The organism is Acidobacteriota bacterium (genome assembly GCA_039028635.1).
Classification (GTDB): domain Bacteria; phylum Acidobacteriota; class Thermoanaerobaculia; order Multivoradales; family JBCCEF01; genus JBCCEF01.
This window is the reverse complement of sequence record JBCCHV010000032.1, coordinates 17860-33851: the sequence shown is the minus strand read 5'-3', so window position 1 is coordinate 33851 and position 15992 is coordinate 17860. Positions and strand designations below refer to the sequence as shown.

General features: G+C 67.5%; 16 protein-coding genes. 10 read left to right on the top strand and 6 right to left on the bottom strand.

Annotated features, from left to right (window positions below; genetic code table 11):
- Positions 1 to 168: 168 nt before the first annotated feature.
- Positions 169 to 1653 (bottom strand): R3H domain-containing nucleic acid-binding protein, encoded by a 1485-nt coding sequence (locus AAF604_14165; protein MEM7050808.1) that lies wholly within the window; start codon positions 1651 to 1653, stop codon positions 169 to 171.
- Between the two features lie 236 nt (positions 1654 to 1889).
- On the opposite strand from AAF604_14165, the gene AAF604_14160 reads away from it, so the two are divergent.
- The 6 genes from AAF604_14160 (at position 1890) to AAF604_14135 (ending at position 6976) form a co-directional block, all read left to right on the top strand.
- Positions 1890 to 2678, top strand: a complete 789-nt coding sequence (locus AAF604_14160; protein ID MEM7050807.1) for a cytochrome c3 family protein — start codon at positions 1890 to 1892, stop codon at positions 2676 to 2678.
- Entirely contained in the window at positions 2675 to 3505 is an 831-nt protein-coding gene (locus tag AAF604_14155; GenBank protein MEM7050806.1) for a DUF3365 domain-containing protein, read from the top strand. The genes AAF604_14160 and AAF604_14155 overlap by 4 nt, the downstream gene beginning before the upstream one ends.
- Positions 3502 to 3987 carry a hypothetical protein gene (locus tag AAF604_14150; protein ID MEM7050805.1) on the top strand — a complete coding sequence of 162 codons (486 nt, stop codon included), beginning with the start codon at positions 3502 to 3504 and terminating at the stop codon, positions 3985 to 3987. Before AAF604_14155 ends, AAF604_14150 begins: the two co-directional genes overlap by 4 nt.
- Positions 3988 to 4065: 78 nt before the next feature.
- On the top strand, positions 4066 to 4989 hold the full coding sequence (locus AAF604_14145; GenBank protein MEM7050804.1) for a DUF1684 domain-containing protein: 924 nt from the start codon (positions 4066 to 4068) through the stop codon (positions 4987 to 4989).
- Positions 4986 to 5687, top strand: a complete 702-nt coding sequence (gene pepE / locus AAF604_14140; protein ID MEM7050803.1) for a dipeptidase PepE — start codon at positions 4986 to 4988, stop codon at positions 5685 to 5687. The genes AAF604_14145 and pepE overlap by 4 nt, the downstream gene beginning before the upstream one ends.
- Positions 5688 to 5692: 5 nt before the next feature.
- On the top strand, positions 5693 to 6976 hold the full coding sequence (locus tag AAF604_14135) for a hypothetical protein (GenBank protein ID MEM7050802.1): 1284 nt from the start codon (positions 5693 to 5695) through the stop codon (positions 6974 to 6976).
- 17 nt (positions 6977 to 6993) lie between these two features.
- Here AAF604_14135 and AAF604_14130 read toward each other — a convergent pair whose 3' ends face one another.
- The gene (locus AAF604_14130; GenBank protein ID MEM7050801.1) at positions 6994 to 7350 is read right to left on the bottom strand and encodes a 2Fe-2S iron-sulfur cluster-binding protein; all 357 of its coding nucleotides are present in this window, start codon (positions 7348 to 7350) and stop codon (positions 6994 to 6996) included.
- A 219-nt stretch (positions 7351 to 7569) separates the two neighbouring features.
- On the opposite strand from AAF604_14130, the gene AAF604_14125 reads away from it, so the two are divergent.
- The 4 genes from AAF604_14125 to AAF604_14110 all read left to right on the top strand — a co-directional run bounded on the left by AAF604_14125 (position 7570) and on the right by AAF604_14110 (position 12676).
- Positions 7570 to 7947: a BlaI/MecI/CopY family transcriptional regulator gene (locus AAF604_14125; GenBank protein MEM7050800.1), complete on the top strand. Its 378-nt coding sequence runs from the start codon at positions 7570 to 7572 to the stop codon at positions 7945 to 7947.
- A 1-nt stretch (position 7948) separates the two neighbouring features.
- Positions 7949 to 9931, top strand: coding sequence for a M23/M56 family metallopeptidase (locus AAF604_14120; GenBank protein ID MEM7050799.1), 1983 nt, complete (start codon positions 7949 to 7951; stop codon positions 9929 to 9931).
- A gap of 416 nt (positions 9932 to 10347) precedes the next feature.
- Positions 10348 to 11094 (top strand): lysophospholipid acyltransferase family protein, encoded by a 747-nt coding sequence (locus AAF604_14115; protein ID MEM7050798.1) that lies wholly within the window; start codon positions 10348 to 10350, stop codon positions 11092 to 11094.
- A 130-nt stretch (positions 11095 to 11224) separates the two neighbouring features.
- Positions 11225 to 12676 (top strand): 1-acyl-sn-glycerol-3-phosphate acyltransferase, encoded by a 1452-nt coding sequence (locus AAF604_14110; GenBank protein MEM7050797.1) that lies wholly within the window; start codon positions 11225 to 11227, stop codon positions 12674 to 12676.
- Here AAF604_14110 and sigJ read toward each other — a convergent pair.
- From sigJ to AAF604_14090, 4 genes are all read right to left on the bottom strand, one after another.
- On the bottom strand, positions 12610 to 13518 hold the full coding sequence (gene sigJ, locus AAF604_14105; GenBank protein ID MEM7050796.1) for an RNA polymerase sigma factor SigJ: 909 nt from the start codon (positions 13516 to 13518) through the stop codon (positions 12610 to 12612). The two genes, AAF604_14110 and sigJ, sit on opposite strands and share 67 nt — an antisense overlap.
- The gene (locus AAF604_14100) at positions 13515 to 14492 is read right to left on the bottom strand and encodes an NAD(P)-dependent oxidoreductase (protein MEM7050795.1); all 978 of its coding nucleotides are present in this window, start codon (positions 14490 to 14492) and stop codon (positions 13515 to 13517) included. The genes sigJ and AAF604_14100 overlap by 4 nt, the downstream gene beginning before the upstream one ends.
- A 105-nt stretch (positions 14493 to 14597) precedes the next feature.
- Positions 14598 to 15206: a LysE family transporter gene (locus AAF604_14095; protein ID MEM7050794.1), complete on the bottom strand. Its 609-nt coding sequence runs from the start codon at positions 15204 to 15206 to the stop codon at positions 14598 to 14600.
- Between the two features lie 45 nt (positions 15207 to 15251).
- Positions 15252 to 15935, bottom strand: a complete 684-nt coding sequence (locus tag AAF604_14090; GenBank protein MEM7050793.1) for an FkbM family methyltransferase — start codon at positions 15933 to 15935, stop codon at positions 15252 to 15254.
- Positions 15936 to 15992: the final 57 nt, after the last annotated feature.

Here is a 15992-nt window from a genome sequence, read left to right as displayed (position 1 = left end):
CGCAAAAGGTGAGGAAGATCCTACCCGGGGGTGGAAATTTTCCCTGGCTCGGGGGGAGGCGGGGGTTCGAAGACGTTGCGCAGAACCAGCAGGGAAGCCAGTTCACCTTTTCGGTATAGGAGTTGCAGAAACCCTGAGGTGATGAATTCCTTAGGAGCGAACTATCGCTCAGGATGGAGGAAATATCACCACTCTGCGAAAAGGCTCGACGCCACGGCTCTCGGAGGTCAGGCGAAGCTCCGCGAGGCGTTCGTGCTGAAGGCGCCGCAGGATGCTGGGGCGGGGCGTGAGCTCGCAGGGCTCGCCCCGATCGCCGATGACGGCGGCCGCGTCCTCGACCTCCTGCAGGGCGAGCTGTCGCTCGTCGGCCACCGGGTCGGCGGCGAACTGACTGCGCAGGAACTTTTCCATTTGAGGAATGGTGTTGCTGCGCAGCGGGTAGAGCGGGATTCCCCGGTCCTCGGCTTCTCGCAGGCGCCTCGGCCGGCGCTTCTGTTGCCCCTTGGTGGTCAGCAGAACATCCGCCATCATCGGACTGTCGACGACGTGGACCGGCACGGCGAGCTTGGTGATCGCCTTCTCCAGGCGGCCGCGGTCGATGGCGTAGGGAAACACCCGCACCATGCGCCGTCCGAGGGTTTCCGTGGCCGACGGCTCCTCGACAGCGGCCTCGATGGCGACCTCGCCGTCGCGCCGCGTGCGGCGCTCCGGCAAGGCCGGTCCACCGCGCAGCACTCGGTCGACGACTTCACCGACGTCGTGATGGACGGCGAGCTCGTCACGACCCTGGATTTCGACGACGACATCGAAAGTCGGCGGTCCTTTGCGCTCGAGGACCGACTTCTGCGTGCGTCGTCGCCGGGCTTCCTCGTCCGACAGGGTCACCGTGTGGATACCGCCGACGAGATCGGCGAGGGCCGGGTTGCGAAGCAGGTTGTCGAGGCTGTTGCCGTGGGCCGTGGCGATGAGTTGGACGCCGCGCTCGGCGATGGTGCGGGCGGCCTGGGCTTCGGCGGCGGTGCCGATCTCATCGATCACGATGACCTCGGGCATGTGGTTTTCGACCGCTTCGATCATCACCGTTGCCTGCAGCTCCGGCGACGGCACCTGCATGCGACGGGCTCGACCGATCCCAGGATGTGGGATATCGCCATCACCGCCGATCTCGTTCGATGTGTCGACGATCACGACGCGCTTGCCGCCATCGTCGGCGAGGATGCGAGCCGCCTCACGCAGCAGCGTGGTCTTGCCGACGCCGGGCCGGCCGAGGAGCAGCAAGGACTGCCCCTCCTCGATGACGTCGCGCAGGATGTCGGCGGTGCCGAAGACGGAGCGGCCGACGCGGCAGGTCAGGCCGACGATCTTTCCCTGACGATTGCGCAACGCCGAGATGCGGTGCAGGGTGCGCTCGATGCCGGCGCGATTGTCCCGCCCGAACTCGCCGACGGCGGCGATGGTGGCGTCGATCATCTCCTGGTCGACGGCTTCCTCGACGAGCTCCACAACGCGCTCCGGAAAGCGCGCCGACGGTCGTCGTCCGAGGTCAAGAACCATCTCGATGAGGCTCTCCTGGGACGGCTCCTCGAGCAGCCGCCGCCGCACTGCCGCAGGCAGCACTTCGAGGAGCAGGTCGAGGTCGTCGGTGTGCTTCAAGGGATGCGTCGCCAAGGCTCGGATTGGCCTTCGTCGAGGCCTATCTTATCTTGCGCGGAGAGCCTCCCGGAGGGCTTTCGAAAGGAGGAAAAGTTGTTGTTCGAGCGTCAGATTTTGTAGGAATTGCCGGATCAATGCACTAGTGGCATCGCTGAAACGGGAGCGACTCGAAGACCGCTGTTCGATCCCGTCGATGATTGATCGCAGGCCCTGAGACTCGTACTGGAGGGACTTGCATGGTTGACAACCAAAAGACCTGGAAGACCAAGCGGCGTACCCGGAATACCCGCCGTCGTCAACGGCTGGGCTGGCTTTCCGGGAGCATCGGCGCGACCCTCGTCGCGGCGGTTCTGTTCGTTCCCGGGCAGGAGAGCTTCCACGCCCTCGGGCCGATGAACACCGGTCACGCGGAGGTGCAGTGCTCGGCCTGTCACGTCAAGGCGCCGGGCACCTTTCGCCAGCAGATGCAGGCCAATGCGCGCTTCGCCCTCGGGCTGCGCAGCGAGCCGGCGGACTTCGGTCTTCAGAACGTCAACCACGATGCCTGCATCGACTGCCACCAGCGCGACAACGATCGCCATCCGGTCTTCCGGTTCAATGAGCCGCGCTTTGCCGAAGCCCGCCGCAACCTGCAGCCGGAGACCTGCATCTCCTGTCATCAGGAGCACTCCGGAGTGCGGGTGACGGTGGCCAAGACCTATTGTTCCGAGTGTCATGGAGAGCTCGAGATGAAATCCGATCCGCTCGACGTTTCTCATCAGGTGCTGGTGGCCGAGGCGCGCTGGGAGAGCTGCTTGGGCTGTCACGATTTTCACGGCAACCACGTGCGCGATACCCCGACGGAGATCGCCGCGGCCCTCGCCGAGGCCGAGATCGAGGACTACTTCGAAGGCGGCGACTCGCCCTATTCGGAGCGCAAGGTCTACCGCGCCACCGCCACCGAACGTCCCATCGAGGTCTTGGCTCGAGAGGAAGTTGAAGCTGGCGGAGGGGGCACGGCGGCCGGCGGAGGGGCAGCCCCTTGAAGCCCTTCGCGCTGGTGGTTCTGAGTCTCTTGGTGGTCGCCGTCTATCTCTTCGCCACCGCTCCACCGCCCCTCGCCGAAGAAGGAGCGGTGGTCGGTCGCACCCTTTCGGTGTCCGACGTGTTGCGCATCTGTGCCGCCGAGAACGCCAAGGTGCGCGAGCTGTACACCAAAGAGATCGTCGGTGCCGGGGGGCGGGTCGGCTTCCAGTTCAAAGAGGAGTGGCGCGACGAGGATGTTCAGGCCGGGCCTCTGCCGGCCCTCTTCCTGCGTGCCGCCGCCATGAGCCTGGAGAAGGATCCGGTGCGCCTCGGCCTGTTCTTGGGGTCCGATTTTCCGATCGAGCAGTCGAATCTGTTCGAAGGCGAGCAGCTCGCCAAGTTCCAGCTCATCCGCCAAGATCAGCAGCCGCGGTTCTTCGTGACGCCGGATACCGGTCTGCACACCGCCATGTTCGCCGACCTGGCGATGGCCCAGCCTTGCGTGTCCTGTCACAACGACCACCCCTCCAGCCCGAAAACCGACTGGAAGCTCGGCGATGTGATGGGCGCGACCACCTGGACCTATCCCAAGGCGGAGGTCAGCTTCGACGAGATGATGGACGTCTTGGCGGCCCTGCGACGGTCCTTCCGGGACGCCTATGGTCAGTACATTGCGGAGACCGAGACCTTTGATCGGCGGCCGGAGATCGGTGATCGCTGGCCGCGGGACGGCTACTACCTGCCGAGCGTCGATGTCTTCATGGAGGAGCTCGAGCGGCGGTCGTCGGTCGAGTCCTTGGATCGCCTGCTGTCGGCCTCGATCGCGTCGCCGGAGAGCGCTGGATGAAGCTGCTGCAGCGTGAGCGGATCAAGGCCGCCGTCGGCGTGAGCCTGCTCGCCGCTTACCTCCTGCAGGCGCTGCTCGGGCTCGAGTGGACCTGGCTGGCGGAGCGTCAGGTCGAACAAAACTTCCGGCGCTGGACCGGCGTGGTGCTGTTGATCTACCTGGGCCACCAGTGGCTGCTGTCTCTGAGCCGGGTGATGGGCTGGGCCAAGCTGGCCAAGAAGGGCTACCAGCATCACAAGATCCTCGGACTGGCGGCGCCGGTGGTTTTCTACCTGCACTCGATCCACCTCGGCTACGGCTATCTCCTGCTGCTCAGCACTGTCTATCTGGCCAATATGCTGGTGGGCTATGTGCACCCGATCTCGCTCGGCATCAAGCCGAAGCTCTATGCCTTCCCGTGGATGGTGGCGCATGTCGCTCTGTCGGTGCTGATCACGGTGGTGGTGGCTTACCACATCTGGTTCGTTTTCTATTACGAGTAGCGGGCGGGCTCCGGGGATGCTTTCCGGGGCGACCTCTGAGAAGATGACCGCAGGGTCCATATTCGAGGAGAGATCACCATGAAAGCAGTCGTTCCTGGCGTCCTGACGCTCTTCCTGCTGGCCTGTGCCGACGTCGGGCCGAGCCCGCAGCAGATCTCCGACCACCTCGCCGCCGTCGAGGAGTGGCGGGCGTCGCGCCTCGACAACCTGACGGCCGAATACGGCTGGCTCAGTTTGGTAGGCCTCGAGTGGCTCGAGGAAGGTGTCAATCGCTGCGGCGCCAGCCCTGAGGCGGAGGTCGAGCTGCCGGCTGGCAAGGCGCCGGAGCAGCTCGCCTTGATCCATTTCTCGGAGCAGCTCGCCGAGCTCGAGGTGCTCCCCGAAGGCGCCGGCCTGATCGTCGACGGAGCCCCTTTGGAGGCCGGCCAGCGCCTGGCCCTGGCCTCCGATGCGGAGGGCGAACCGTCGATGATCGAGTGGCAGGCTCTACAGTTTTTCTTGATCGAACGGGGTGGTCGGATCGGCATGCGGGTCAAGGATCGGCAGAGCGCGACGCGCCTCGAGTTCGCCGGCATCGAGCATTTCCCGGTGTCCTATGACTGGCGCTTCGACGCCACCTTCGAACCCTACGATCCGCCCCGAACGGTGCAGGTGCCCAGCATTCTCGGCAACATCGACAACGAGGAGAGCCATGGCGCGGTGGTTTTCGAGCACGACGGCGAGACCCATCGCCTCGACATCATCGGCACCGCCGACGAGAGCCTCTTCCTGGTGATCGGAGATCCCACCAACGGCCACGACACCTACGGCGGGGGCCGTTTCCTCTATGCGCCGGTGCCCGACGCCGACGGCCGCCTCGAGCTCGACTTCAACCGTGCCTACAACCCTCCGTGCGCCTTCACGGCCTTTTCCACCTGCCCGCTGCCGCCGCGCCAGAACAAGCTTCCCTTCGACCTGTTGGCCGGTGAGCGTTACTCGGGCGATGGAGATCACGGCGCATGAAGCGGGTTCTGCTGATCAGCAACTCGACCTGCCACGGCTACGGCTACCTCGATCACTGTGAGGAAGCCCTCGCGGCCCACTTCGCCGGTCGTTCGCCGATTCTCTTCGTGCCCTTCGCCCTCGCCGACCACGAAGCCTACGAGGCCAAAGCCCGTGAGCGCTTTGCCGCCATGGGCCTCGAGCTGCGCTCGCTGCATCGCGCCGAGAATCCGGCCCAGGCGGTCGCCGAGGCGGGCGGTGTGTTCATCGGTGGGGGCAATACCTTTCGGCTGCTCAAGCGCCTGCACGAGCTCGACGTGGTGACCGCCATCCGCGAACGGGTCGCCGACGGTTTGCCCTACGCTGGCACCAGTGCCGGCTCCAACGTCGCCTGCGTCTCGATCCGGACCACCAACGACATGCCGATCGTCGAGCCACCGACCTTCGATGCTCTCGATCTGGTGCCCTTCAACATCAATCCCCATTACCTCGACCCGGACCCCACCTCGACTCACCAGGGCGAGACCCGTGAAGACCGGATTCGGGAGTTCCTGGAAGAGAACGACCGTTGGGTGGTGGGCCTGCGCGAAGGCGCCTGGCTGCGGGTGGCCGGTTCGACCGTCACCCTCGAGGGGATTGTCGGGGCTCGTCTCTTCGGCCGCGGTCAGGAGCCTCGGGAGATCGCCAGCGGCGAGAGTCTCGACTTCCTGCTGAGCTGATCGTCGTGCGCAAGCTCGTCCTCAGCGGCCTGCTCGGCGCCGTTCTGCTCGCCGTGCTCGAGGTCCTGTCCTTCGGCCTCTTCTGGTGGCAGGAGGGCGAGCCCTTTCGATGGTCGAAGGCGAACGCCATGCGCGCCCGCAGTGCCGGGCTGGTGCCGGGAGCACCGGCCCTCGAGGAGCGCATCCAGGCCTTCCCGGACGAGGTGCTGCAGCCCTTCTTGGGTTTCGTGATCGATCCCAACCTCAACCAGAAGAAGACCCGTGGGCCCCTCGAGATCGGACCGGAGGGCTTTTACCGCCGGCGACAGGCGAAGGCGCTGCCGTCCGACGATCCCTTGCGCATCGGGGTGTTCGGGGGCTCCGTCGCCTTCGTCTTCTCGTTCCGCGGTGGCGAGGTCTTGAGCCAGCGATTGCAGTCCTTGGAGGGCTTCGCGGAGAGCGGGGTCGCGGTCGAGAGCTGGGCCTTGGGAGGCTACAAACAGCCGCAGCAGCTGATGACCCTCAACTGGCTCCTGGCCCGCGGCCACGAGCTTGACGTGGTGATCAATCTCGATGGCTTCAACGACATCGCGCTGGCCCAGACCGAGAACCGATTCCGCCAGGTGTCGCCGTTCTATCCCCGCAGTTGGGACGTCCGCGTTGCCGGGGTTCCGGCCGGTGAGGCGGCGGCGCGGGTCGGTCGGGTGGCGTTCGAACGCCAGCGCCGGCAGCTCCGGGCGGAGCGCTTTTCGGCCCGGCCTTGGCGCTGGAGCGCGACCGCCAACCTCCTCTGGCTGGCCCTCGATCGCCGCGCGGCGCAGGCGGTGGCACGGGCCGAGGCGGCGGCGGCGGAGCTTGCCGGGGAGGAGTCGGCGGGCTTTCTCGAGCGGGGGCCGACCTACCGCTACCGCGGGGCCGATCTGGTGGGCGATCTGGTGTCCTTGTGGGAGCGGTCGTCGCGCTTGATGCACGACCTGTGCGCCGCGCGCGGCATTCGCTACTACCACTTCCTGCAGCCCAACCAGTACCCCGAAGGGGCCAAGCCGCTGTCGCGCGAGGAGCGCCAGAAGGCCTATTCCACCGAGCGCCGCTATCGGGCCGTGGTGCAGGCCGGTTATCCGCTGCTGCAGCAGGCCGGCGCGAGGCTGGTGGCCGACGGCGTCGCCTTTCACGATCTGACCATGCTGTTCGCGCAGGTCGAGGAAACCCTCTACATCGACGATTGTTGCCACCTCAATCAGCGCGGCAACGAGCTGATGGCGGCGGCCATCGGTGAGATCTTGGAGGCGGAGCTCGATTCCGCCCCCTGAGGGCTCTTCGGAGAGCCCTACCTCTCTCTCCAGACCGGCTCCGGTGTGATCTTCGGTTCGGGCTTGGTGCCCGGCAGATTCCAGCTCTGCTCCGAGACTCGCAGCAGGACCTTGAGGCGAGCGTCGCCTTCGACCAGGGTCTGGCAGGCCATTCTCGCTTTGCCCAAGAGTTTGCTGGCGGTGAGCTTCTTGTGTTCCGCCGCGGTCATTCGGCAAGGCTCGCCGGCCAAGAACTGCACCAGGCAGGTGGTGCAGCCGCCCCAGCCTCCGCAGCGATAGCTGATGTCGATGCCGGCCTCGGCGAGGGCATTGACCAGCCGGGCTCCCTTCGCGACTTCGATGCTCCCGAATTCCTCGACTTCGATCTTCGGCACGCCGTCGCTCTCCCTGGAGTTGGTCGTCTCGGCCCGAAATTCCACCCCAGGCTCGCAGCCGAGGAACCGGTGGAAAGTCTCGGCGGGCTCAGGCTAACAAAACTGTGCCGAAGGGTTGGTCTTGCGAGCGTGTCAGAGATGTGTTACAAATGTAGCGAATCGATGACGAGCGAAGCGTTCGTCCCCAGGAATTGCCCGATGCCCGAAACGGAGACCCCATTGACCGATCAGCCCCTCCCGGAGCTCGCCAGCTCTGAGCTCGATGCCATGTCCGTGCTGTGGAAGGCCGGGGCTCTCAGCGCTCGGGAAGTCCACGATCAGCTTCGCAGCCGTCACGACTGGGCCTACTCGACGACCCGGACCGTGCTCGAGCGCTTGGTCAAGAAAGGACACCTGGAGAAGAAGAGCTTCCATGGTGTCTGGCTCTACGACCCTCGCATCAGCCGGCCGCAGGGTTTGGCCCGGCGGGTGCGTGACTTCGCCGAGAAGGTTCTCGAGCTCGATGCCGTCGCCGTCGTTCCCTTGTTCGCCCGTGGCGGGTCCCTGTCCGAGGACGAGCTCGCCGAGCTCACCCGGCTGCTGGAGAGAGAGGACTGAGATGGCGACCCTCGATGTGATGCGGGCGGTGGGTCTGCAGACTTTCTACGGAGCTCTCGCCTTCGCCGCCGTCTGGGCCCTGCTCAGGGTCTGGAAGACCGCGCCGCCCCGGCTGCAGGCTGGTCTTTGGGGACTCGTTCTGCTGCGTCTCGTCCTGCCCCTCGACTGGGCGGCTCCCTGGAGCCTGAGGGCCTTGGCGGAGCGCCTGACGGTGCCGCCGGGAGAGGCCCTCGAATGGGTTCTGCCGCTGGCGCCGGTCGCCAGCGAGATCGCGGTTCGGACGTCCCTCGCTGGACCTGCGGAACCCACGGTGGCCTCCGGGGCCCTGTTGGCCGGCCTCGGCTGTGCTCTGTGGGGAGGCGGGATTCTCTTCGGAGGATGGCTGCTGGGACGGCGCCGACGTCTCTTCCGGAGCTATCTGGCGGCAGGGCAGGAAGTCCGCGCCGGCGAGCTCATCGACCAGCTCGCGAGCTGGCGCCGCGAGCTGGGCATTCGGCGGCCGGTGCGTTTGATCGTCGGTCGTCACGGTCAGCCCTTCACCTGGGGCCTGCGGCGCCCCGTGATCTACCTGCCGGCGGCGCTGGTCGCCATCGGAGGGCGGACCGCGGAGGCTGTGCTGGCCCATGAGCTGGTCCATGTCCAGCGCTTCGACGTCCTGCGACTGGGATTTCAAAACGTCGTTCAAATCCTTCACTTCTTCAACCCCCTCGCCTGGCGGGCGGCGGCCTATCTCAACGATGCCCGCGAGCGTGGTGTCGATGCGGCGGTGCTGGCCTGTGGCCGCCTGACGCGGCGCGAGTACGCCGCCAGCTTGCTCGCCGTGCTGGGCCTGCCGGCGGCCCCGAAAACGCTACCGGCGGCGCCGGGCATGGGGGATTCCCATAGGAGACTCACCGTGCGCATGAAGAACATCCTCGAGAATCGACCCACCCGCGCTTCCGGTTGGTGGTTTTGTGCCGCCTTCGGCCTCTTGCTCCTGCCGATGGCCGGCGTTGGCGGCGCTGCAGGATTCGCGGTCCAACCGGTGGTGGCGCCGCCGGCACCGTCGCCCGTCGTGGCCCCTCCGGCACCGTCGCCTGTGGTGGCCCCGGTCGTCGAGCCGTTCGCGGTGGCCGTGCCGAGGCCCAAGGCCGCACCGAGCGCCAAGGCCGCACCCGCCGCGCCGCCCGTGAGCCCACCAGCGGTGCCGGTGCCCGATGGCTCCTTACCTGCGGTACCTGGAGTGGCGGTGGCCCCGGATGCCGTGGTTGCGGCGCCCGGAACCCCCCGCGTCCTCGTGCCGCGCCCGCTGCCGCCATCGGTAGCGCCGTCGGCGGAGGTTTTCGAAGTGGCTCCTCGGCCAGCGGTGGCGCCGCGAGCTGCGCGACCGGCGCCGCCGCCGACTCCGCAATGGGCACCGCCGTCCTCGCAACCGGTGCAGCCACCTCAGCCCGTCCAGCCGGTCCAGCCCGTGCAGCCGGTCCAGCCGGCCCGATCTTTCGATGTCGGCTCCTTCGTTCCCTTTTGGCAGGGTGAAGGAGGCTCGGCGGGGCGCGGCCGGAGAGGTCCGACGGTGGGTGGTCTGAGCTCGGCCCATCCCCTCGGTGGCGGTATCTTGACCAGCACCTTCGGCATGCGTCCCGATCCGCGCGATGGCGACCGCAAACATCACCGCGGGGTTGATCTGCGGGCCGCCCGCGGCACCTCGGTGCGATCTGCCGCCGCCGGCCGCGTGACCGAAGTCGACGTCGCCTTTGGCGAGGACGGAGCCTACGGCCTGACGGTGATCGTCGATCATGGCGAGGGCATCGAGACCCTCTATGCCCATCTCGACACCTCGCTGGTCGTCGTCGGAGACGAGGTGGCGATGGGGCAGGCGGTGGGAACCGTCGGCATGACCGGCCGAACCACCGGGCCGCACCTCCACTTCGAGGTCCATCGCCAGGGCGAGCCGATCGATCCGGCGCTGCTCCTGCCGGAACTGCGAGACGACGACAACTGCTAGCAGGCTGCTGAAAAAGCCGCGTGGCGGCTTCTTCAGCGCCTGCTGTTTATTTCAGGGGGGCTAAAAGGCGCCCCCCTCGAGCCAACGCACATGTCGTTGGCTCTCACCCCTGGCCGGGCGCCCCCGACCTCGGCGCCTTCGGCGCCGCCTCGCCCTTTGGGCTCGGAGACCGTCTGCTGGAGTAGCAGACGGTGCCTACTGTCGGCAGGCCGCCCCGTCCTCGGCCCAATCCAGGGCGGCCCCTTCAAGCCTCTGCCGCCGCCGGGCCCTCTCAGGCCCGGAAGCAGGTTGCCGATGAGTTTTTCAGCAGGCAGCTAGCGGGGCACGGCGGGTATACTCCCCGCCGTGCTGCCTCCGGCCTCCTCTTCACGAGCCGCATTCGCTCCGCCGACGGCAATTCTGAACGGCCCTTTCTGGTGAAGGCCAGTGGCCTCCTCGCGGTGGCGCTGGCGACCGGTCGCGACTACCTCTCGGTGAGCTTGGGCTCCTGGCGCCGGCGTCATCGGCCGACCCAACGCATCGCCCATCAAGACCGCATCATGCGCCGCTGGGGCGCGAGCCTGTGCCGCGCCTTCGGCCTCGAGCTGACGGTGCAGGGCAATCTCCCCGAGCCGCCCTTCTTCCTGGTCACGAATCACCTCAGCTATGTCGACATTCCGCTCCTCGGAAGCCTGGTCGGGGGAACCTTCGTCGCCAAAGCCGACCTCGGGGCCTGGCCGGTGGTGGGGTCCATCTGCCGGGCTTCGGACACGCTGCTGATCGATCGTGGGACCAAACGGGATCTGCTGCGCATCGGTGCTCTCGCCGAAGAGCGCTTGAACCATGGCGGCGGCATCATCCTGTTCGGCGAAGGCACGACCGGGGATGGCTCGGAGCTGCTGCCGTTCAAGGCTTCGCTCCTCGAGGTGGCGGTGAGGGCGGGCTATCCCGTGCACTACGCCACCCTGGCCTACCGCACGCCGCCGGGGGCGCAGCGGGCCCGTGACGCCATCTGCTGGTACGGGGACGAGGAGCTGGCGCCGCACTTCAAGCGCTTTCAGCGGCTGCGTGGCTTCGAGGCTACGGTGACCTTCGGCGACCAGCCCTTGGTGGGTGAGGACCGCAAGCAGCTCGCCGCCGCCTTGCGGCAGGCGATGGCGCGACAGTTCGTGGTCACCGACTAGCAGGTTGCCGAAAACCCATCGGCAACCTGCTTCCGGGCCCGAGAGAGCTGGGCGCCCCCGGTCCGGCGGCGAAGCCGTGAGACGGGCTGCGCTGGTGGGCCGGGCGGTGCAGTAAGATGCCTTCATCTCCATGACCCAGGAAATATCGCTTCCTCTCTGGCTGGTCGTTCTGCTGGTGGTTGCGGCGGCGCTGGCGCTGCTCGACCGGCTGCTGATGCCGAGCGTGCGCTATGTCATCCGGCGGCGGGTCAATCGGGTGCTGGACGAGCTCAACACCCGCCTGCGAATTCAGGTCCAGCCCTTCAAGCTCACCAAGCGGCAGGTGCTGATCGATCGCCTGCGCTTCGATCCCCAGGTGATGGAGACGGTGGAGACCCTGGCCCGCGAGGAGGACATCCCGCGGGCCGCCGCGATGGACCGGGTGCGGCGCTATGCCCGCGAGATCGTTCCGGCCTTCAACGCCTACCTCTACTTTCGATTCGGCTACGGCATCGGCCGCTCGGTGGCGCGCTTTCTCTACCGGGTGCGGGTCGGCTACACGGACGAAGAATCCCTGGCGCAGGTCGATCCGCGCTCGACGGTGGTCTTCATCATGAACCACCGCAGCAACATGGACTACGTCCTGGTCGCCTATCTGGCGGCGGCGAGCACCGCCCTTTCCTATGCCGTCGGTGAATGGGCCCGCATCTGGCCGCTGCAGACGCTGATTCGCTCGATGGGGGCCTACTTCGTGCGCCGGCGCTCGCGCAACGCCCTCTATCGGCGAGTCCTCGAGCGCTATGTCCACATGGCGACCAAATCCGGCGTCACCCAGGCGGTCTATCCCGAGGGTGGGTTGAGCCGCGACGGCGCCTTGTTGCCACCGAAGCTCGGTCTGCTCGACTACATGCTGCGCTCCTTCGATCCGCAGGGCGAGCGGGACGTGGTCTTCGTGCCGGTCGGCCTCAACTACGACCGGGTGCTCGAGGACCGCACCCTGCTGCGCGACCTCGACCCCGAGGCCGAACGGCGCGGCGCCGGCGAGGCCGCCTGGACGACGCTGCGCTTCATCGGGCGCAACTTTCGCCAGATCGTCACCAACCGCTGGTTCCGGTTCGGCTATGCCTGCGTCAACTTCGGCACTCCGGTGTCGGTTCGGCAATGGTTGGCTCGTACAGGGGTCGATCTCCGCGAGCTCTCGAAGGAAGAGCGTTTCGTGCAGGTGGGAGCGCTCGCCGAGGAGCTGATGGCGGCCGTCGGCAAGGTGATCCCGGTGGTGCCGGTGCCGCTGGTGGCAACGGTTCTGGTCGAGAACTACGAGGCCGGCGGCTCACCCCTCTCGAGCCTCGAGCTCAAGGCTCGAGTCTTGGCTCTGCGGGACCACCTGGCGAGCTCCGGGGCCCACGTCTACATTCCACGCCAGGACCAGGACTACGCCGTCGATTTCGGGCTGCGCATGCTCATCCTGCGCCACCTGGTGGCCGAGGAGGAGGGTCTCTACTCCGCCGTCGAGGCCGAGCTACCGGTGCTGCGCTACTACGCCAACTCGATCTCCCATCTCGCCCCCAAGGCGGCCAGCTTGTCCGGATTGCGCACCACGTAGAGGGCGCGGACGCCGTCCGCACCGGCCTCGAGGAGCATGGCGTTGGTCAGCTTTCCTTGCTGATAGATCAGCAGCGCCGGCTGGGCATTGAGCTCCTGGAGCTGGACCGGGCCCCAGGCGGTCTTGATACTGACTCCGATCAGGAAGCGTCCGACCCGCCAGCGGCCCGCCAGTGGCTGTGGCAGGGCCGACACGCGCCCTCCGCCGTCACTGAGCAAGACGACGTCCGGTGCCAGGGTGGCGAGGAGCGCTTCGAGATCGCCCTCGCGGGTGGCGGTGTAGAAGCGGTCGATGAGCTCGGGGGAGGCGGTCGGTACGGGCGGCCGCGGCAAGACCAGGGCGCGCCGTGCCCGGCGTAGGATCTGGCGGCTGGCGTCGAGGCTGCTTCCGATGATGGTGGCGATTTCGCGATGGCGGAAATCGAAGACGTCATGGAGAACCAGCACGACCCGCTGCCGTGGGCTCAGCCTTTCGAGCAGGAGCAGGAAGGCGAAGGAGGCTGACTCGCGAGCCAGGACTTCGCCTTCCGGAAGGGCTTGTGGGCTCGGAACCGGTTCCGGCAGCCAGACACCGACGTACTCTTCCCGCCGCCGCCGCGCCGAGCGCAGCAGATCGAGGCAGAGGCGGCTGACGATGGTGACGAGGTAGGCGCGCGGCTCTTCGAGGTCGTCGGGGCGGGCCGAGGCCAAGCGCAGCCAGGCCTCTTGCAGGACATCTTCGGCGTCCTCGGCGATGCCCAGAAAGCGATAGGCGACGGCGAAAAGGTACGGGCGATGGTGGCCGAAGAGGGCGGCCAGCTCGTCTGAGATCTCGCCGCCGTTGTTGCCCGAGCTCGAGGTCATCGCCCCGAGGCCTCGGAGGTGACGCTGCGAGGGGGGCTGGGATCGGGCCTCAAGGCCTGCTCGAATCCCACCCGCCAGGTCTTGAATTGTGGCTCCCATGACAGCCTGCGTCGAGCCCGTCCATTGGCCGCACCGCGCTGCTCGGTCATGGTGTAGAGACCGAAGCGGCCCGCGAAGAGGCGAGTCAACCAGGCCGGAAGGCGGCGTGGTGGTGGAGCCTGCAGGGCGGCGGCGTAGACGGGCAGCCACTGGTGGAGGGGGGCAGGCTCGTCGTCGACGATATTGAAGACCTCCGGCGAACCGTTCGCGATCGCCCGGACCGTGGCCTCGGCGGCGTCGTCGACATGCACGAAGGAGAAGACTCCGTGACCCCCGGCGGCGATCGGCAGCTTCCGCTGCCGCACCATCTCGGCCATCGAACCGTTGCGATCGTAGGCGGTGCCGGGGCCGTAGAAGTAGCCGTAGCGCAGCACGGTGCCGTCGGCCTCTCGAACCCGGGCTTCGAGCTCCGCGATCGCCTCGACGGAGCGCCGCCAGGGCCAGGGGGCGGCGTGCCAAAGGGGTTCTTCTTCGTTCTTGACGGCACCGCCGATCGGGGCATAGGCGAAGGCGATGCTCTGGGCCACGATGCGCTCGACGCCGGCCCGGTCCGCAGCGGCCAAAAGGTTGGCGGTGCCCTCACGACGGATGCGATCGTTGGCGGCGAGCTGATCCTCGATGCGCCGCGGATCGATCGCCGCCGGCAGGGCGGTGAGCTGGTGGACGAGGGCTTGCGGCCGGCTGGCCAGCAGGATTTCCTCGAGCCGACGCCGATCGTAGACGTCGCCACTGACGACATCCACGCCGCGCCCTCGTAGCTCGTCCGCCCGCTCCGGGTGCCGGCTGAGGATGGTGATCTGGTGGCCTTGGGCGAGCAGTCGGGGAACCAACGCTCGACCGATCACGCCGGTTCCTCCGGCGATGAATATCTTCATCTCGCGTCTCCTTTTCGTCAGGTGTCGCGGCGAAGGCTTCCGCCGCTGGCCGGGAGACGGGAGAGGAGAAAGAAACGTGACATCGGGATGGCTTCGAGCGGTCGCTCAGCGCACCGCGTGGCGCAGCAACAGAACGCCGAGGACGAGGAGCAGCAGACCGCAGGCGGTGAGCACGCGGCCGTAGAGGGGACCTTTGAGATAAGGGCGCCCACGGGCCGCCAGCCAGGCGAGCAGCATCTTGGCGCCCACCAGCAGGGGGAAGAAACCGAGCAGGAAGGCGCTGCCGTCGACCGGCGAGCGGCGCCACGCCTGGATCAGGGCCGGGCCGCCGATGCTGACCCAGAAGAGCCAGGGATGAGGGCTCAGGCCGTTGACCAGCACGGCCCGCAGGAGATCCCGCGGTGCCTTGGTGGCCGCCGTCGCCTGCTCGATGGAGCTGCGCCGGCGGGCGGTGCGCAGGGTGTCGAAGGCGAGATAGAACACCACGCCGGCGCCGGCGATGGTGATGACGGTGAGGAACGACGGCGGCAGGGAACGCAGGAAAAGCACCGACAGCAGAATGATCGGAGCGTCCGTCACCAGAGGGGCCAAGGAAACCCTCAGGCCTGCCCCCAGGCCGCGCTCCAGGGTACTGGTGATCACCAGGGTGAACAGCGGCCCCGGGCTGAATCCGGAAGCGAAACCGAAGCTGAGGCCGAGGAGGAGAGCCTCCATCTCACGGCCTCTTCGGCGGGATTGCCAACCCGGCGGCTCGAATGCTCATCGCGCGGTGGCTCGCAGGTGAAGGGTCAAGACGCGATCACCGAGAGGCCGGGCTTCGAGCTTGGCGAGCCGTTGCTCGAAGGGCTGGTCGTTCGGGATCGCCTGCAGGCGGTAGCCGAGCTCTTGCAGGCGCTCCGCGCAGCTCCTCGGGGAAGCCTCCAGGCCGCGTCCCCGGTGGAGCTCGCACAGCACCGTCGGACGATGCTTCTCGAGACTGCGGCAGCCGCCTTCGAGCACCTCCAGCTCGGCGCCTTCGACGTCGATCTTGATCAGGTCGAGGCGCTCCGGCGCCGACGGTCCCGCCATCCAATCGTCGAGCCGGAGGGTGGCGACGGAGACGCCGCCGCGGGGCGACAGGCGGGCCATGGTCGGATTGGCGGGCACCAGCAACCGGTTCTCGCCGCTACCGGCGGTGAGGGCCGCCTGTACCTGCTCGACGTGCTTTACGCGATTGAGCCGCAGGGTGCGGGTGAGGGCCGCGGCGGTCTCGGGGGCCGGCTCGAAGGCCACCACCCGGCCGGTTTCGCCGACCCGCGCCGCCATCGCGAGGGTGAAGTAGCCGTAGGCGGCGCCGATGTCGAGGGCGCAATCGCCGGCCGCGAGGTCTGCCGCCACGGCGGCCAGGAGTGGTGCCTCGTAGAGGCCCTGGCGATAACCGCGCCAGCGGCGCAGCGGTGCCACGATGGTGACTCCTCGGGCCGGGCCGCGGCGAATCTTGGTGCGGCGGTCACCGAGCCG

Bases quoted from the DNA above. Each gene is read 5' to 3' on its own strand.
- AAF604_14160 (MEM7050807.1), top strand. From the start codon at position 1,890: ATGGTTGACAACCAAAAGACCTGGAAGACCAAGCGGCGTACCCGGAAT.
- AAF604_14120 (MEM7050799.1), top strand. From the start codon at position 7,949: ATGGCGACCCTCGATGTGATGCGGGCGGTGGGTCTGCAGACTTTCTAC.
- AAF604_14110 (MEM7050797.1), top strand. From the start codon at position 11,225: ATGACCCAGGAAATATCGCTTCCTCTCTGGCTGGTCGTTCTGCTGGTG.
- pepE (MEM7050803.1), top strand. From the start codon at position 4,986: ATGAAGCGGGTTCTGCTGATCAGCAACTCGACCTGCCACGGCTACGGC.
- AAF604_14145 (MEM7050804.1), top strand. From the start codon at position 4,066: ATGAAAGCAGTCGTTCCTGGCGTCCTGACGCTCTTCCTGCTGGCCTGT.
- AAF604_14100 (MEM7050795.1), bottom strand. From the start codon at position 14,492: ATGAAGATATTCATCGCCGGAGGAACCGGCGTGATCGGTCGAGCGTTG.
- AAF604_14150 (MEM7050805.1), top strand. From the start codon at position 3,502: ATGAAGCTGCTGCAGCGTGAGCGGATCAAGGCCGCCGTCGGCGTGAGC.
- sigJ (MEM7050796.1), bottom strand. From the start codon at position 13,518: ATGACCTCGAGCTCGGGCAACAACGGCGGCGAGATCTCAGACGAGCTG.
- AAF604_14095 (MEM7050794.1), bottom strand. From the start codon at position 15,206: ATGGAGGCTCTCCTCCTCGGCCTCAGCTTCGGTTTCGCTTCCGGATTC.